The following is a 3,353-nucleotide window of genomic DNA, read 5'->3' as shown; positions in this document are numbered from 1 at the left end:
TTTGTTCTTTAACATTGACATAACAGGATCAGATAGAAGACGAGAACCCATGTAAGTAATGACCGTAATGCAGTCATTATTTGTTTTTTAGAAGTTTTTTCAAAAACTTCATCTATACAAGAAATTAAAAGCTATTAAGGGTGTATGGGGAATATCTTGGCAGCAAGAGGCGAAGAAGGACGTATATTAGCCAGCGAAATGCATCGGGGAGTCGGCAAATAGACTTTGATCCGGTGATGTCCGAATGGGGAAACCTTTATACTTGAAAGAGTATAAACCATGTGATGAGTAAACTAGTCACATAGGAGCGAACGAAGGGAATTGAAACATCTTAGTACCTTCAGGAAGAGTAATCAAACGAGATTCCGGCAGTAGCGGCGAGCGAAATCGGAAGAGCCCAAACTAGAGTGCATGCACTCTGGGGTTGTAGGACTCTCATACGGAAAGGTAAATATAGGAGAACGGTCTGGGAAGTCCGGTCAAAGAAGGTGAAAACCCTGTATCCGAAATGTTTATCCTCTAGAGAGTATCCTGAGTAGGACGAGGCACGTGAAACCTTGTCTGAAGCTGGGGGGACCACCCTCCAAGGCAAAATACTACTTGCTGACCGATAGTGAACTAGTACCGTGAGGGAAAGATGAAAAGAACCCCGATGAGGGGAGTGAAATAGATCTTGAAACCATACACTTACAAACAGTTAGAGGGCTATTGTAAAGCCTGATAACGTACCTTTTGCATTATGATTCAGCGAGTTACGATATGTTGCGAGGTTAAGCCGTTGAAGGTGTAGCCGTAGGGAAACCGAGTCTGAATAGGGCGATTAGTAGCATGTCGTAGACCCGAAACGGGATGAGCTAGCCATGAACAGGTTGAAGCGGGGGTAATACCTCGTGGAGGACCGAACTCGTGACGGTTGAAAACGTCTGGGATGATTTGTGGTTAGGGGTGAAAGGCCAATCAAATTCCGTGATAGCTGGTTCTCTCCGAAATGCATTTAGGTGCAGCGTCTGACGAATACCATTGGGGGTATAGCACTGACTTGGCTAGGGGGCTTACCAGCTTACCAAACCATATCAAACTCACAATACCAATGAGTACTATCAGGCAGTGACACAGTGGATGCTAAGGTCCATTGTGAAAAGGGAAAGAGCCCAGACCATCAGCTAAGGTCCCAAAATCGTCGCTAAGTGGAGAAGGTTGTGGAATTACTTTGACATCCAGGAGGTTGGCTTAGAAGCAGCCACCCTTTAAAGAAAGCGTAATAGCTCACTGGACTAGTGATTCTGCGCCGAAAATGTAACGGGGCTAAAGTGACGTACCGAAGCTATGGATTATGTAAATAATGGTAGGAGAGCATTGTGTTTGCCGATGAAGGTGTACCGTAAGGAGCGCTGGAGGTCTCACAAGAGCTGATGCTGAAATGAGTAGCGATAAGAAATGTGAGAATCATTTCCGCCGTAAATCTAAGGGTTCCTGGGCCAGGTGACTCCGCCCAGGGTTAGTCGGGTTCTAACATGAGGCCGAAAGGCGTAGTGGATGACCAACAGGTTAATATTCCTGTACTTAGTAAAAATCGTTTGACTAGATGGAATGACGGAGAAAGGTAGTGAAGCCACTTATTGGTTGTGGTTTAAGTATGTAGGGGGTCGATTAGGCAAATCCGGTCGGCGTTAACTCTGAGATACGAATACGAGCGCAAGCGAAGTTCATGATCCTCTGCTTCCCAGAAAAGTTTCGCTAGGAGATTTTTATTAACCCGTACCATAAACCGACACAGGTAGATGAGGAGAGAATCCTCAGGCGCTTGGGAGAACTCTTGTTAAGGAACTCTGCAAATTGGTGCCGTAACTTCGGGAGAAGGCACGCCTTTGATGGTAATATCACTTGCTGGTAAAGCTATTGGAGGTCGCAGTGAAAAGGGGGTAGCGACTGTTTATCAAAAACACAGGTCTATGCAAACACGTAAGTGGAAGTATATGGGCTGACGCCTGCCCGGTGCTGGAAGGTTAAAAGGAGAGGTTATCGCAAGAGAAGCTTTGAATTGAAGCCCCAGTAAACGGCGGCCGTAACTATAACGGTCCTAAGGTAGCGAAATTCCTAGTCGGGTAAGTTCCGACCTGCACGAATGGCGTAACGACTTCCCCACTGTCTCAACAGGAGACCCAGCGAAATTGGTGAGCGCGTGAAGAAACGCGCTACCCGCGGAAGGACGAAAAGACCCCGTGAACCTTTACTGTAGCTTGGCATTGAGTTTCGATTAACATTGCGTAGGATAGGTGGGAGTTATTGATCCGTGCATTCCGGTGTACGGGGAGACAACCTTGAAATACCACCCTATGTTAATTGGAATTCTAACCTACGATCGTAATCCGGTCGGGGGACAATGTCTGGTGGGCAGTTTGACTGGGGCGGTCGCCTCCTAAAGAGTAACGGAGGCGCACGAAGGTTCCCTCAGGCCGAATGGAAACCGGCCATAGAGTGTAAACGCATAAGGGAGCTTGACTGTGAGGCAAACGAGCCGAGCAGGTGCGAAAGCAGGTGTTAGTGATCCGGTGGTTCCGAGTGGAAGGGCCATCGCTCAACGGATAAAAGGTACTCCGGGGATAACAGGCTGATCTCCCCCAAGAGTTCACATCGACGGGGAGGTTTGGCACCTCGATGTCGGCTCATCGCATCCTGGGGCTGGAGCAGGTCCCAAGGGTTTGACTGTTCGTCAATTAAAGCGGTACGCGAGCTGGGTTCAGAACGTCGTGAGACAGTTCGGTCTCTATCCTCCGTGGGCGTAAGAAATTTGAGTAAATCTGTCCTTAGTACGAGAGGACCGGGATGGACGAACCTATGGTGAACCGGTTATGACGCCAGTTGTATCGCCGGGTAGCTAAGTTCGGAATGGATAACCGCTGAAAGCATCTAAGTGGGAAGCCAATTACAAGATAAGATTTCTATTAAGACAACTTCTAGACTAGGAGTTTGATAGGTTGGGGGTGTAAGAGCAGTAATGCTTTGAGCTGACCAATACTAATTTGTCGTTCTGCTTTTTTTTGATTACATGGGTTCTCATTTTATCTGGTTCTGTTTTGTGAATGTTAAAAACATTTGAAAAAGAGCTTGCGTAACTAACTCCAACAAGAGTATAAAACGCGAGACATAAATTTATTTAAAACGATTTGTTAGAATATATCCAGTTTTGGGTGTGTTATTAGCGAAGAGGAAACACCCGATCCCATCCCGAACTCGGAAGTTAAGCTCTTCAGCGCCGAAGGTAGTGCCAGGGAAGCTTGGTGTGAGAAAAGGTCAATGCACCCTCTTTATTTTAGAAAAACCCCGAGCTTGTCTTGGGGTTTTTTGTTTTT

General features: G+C 46.7%; 2 rRNA genes. Both read left to right on the top strand.

From position 1 onward, the window contains the following. Positions 1–124: 124 nt before the first annotated feature. Positions 125–3,043 (top strand): 23S ribosomal RNA (locus SHI21_RS20640). A 146-nt stretch (positions 3,044–3,189) separates the two neighbouring features. Next, a 5S ribosomal RNA gene (gene rrf, locus SHI21_RS20635) occupies positions 3,190–3,306 on the top strand. The last annotated feature ends 47 nt before the right edge of the window (positions 3,307–3,353 follow it).

The sequence above is a fragment of the Bacteriovorax sp. PP10 genome, from assembly GCF_035013165.1.
Classification (GTDB): domain Bacteria; phylum Bdellovibrionota; class Bacteriovoracia; order Bacteriovoracales; family Bacteriovoracaceae; genus Bacteriovorax; species Bacteriovorax antarcticus.
This window is presented reverse-complemented; position numbering and strand designations above follow the sequence as displayed.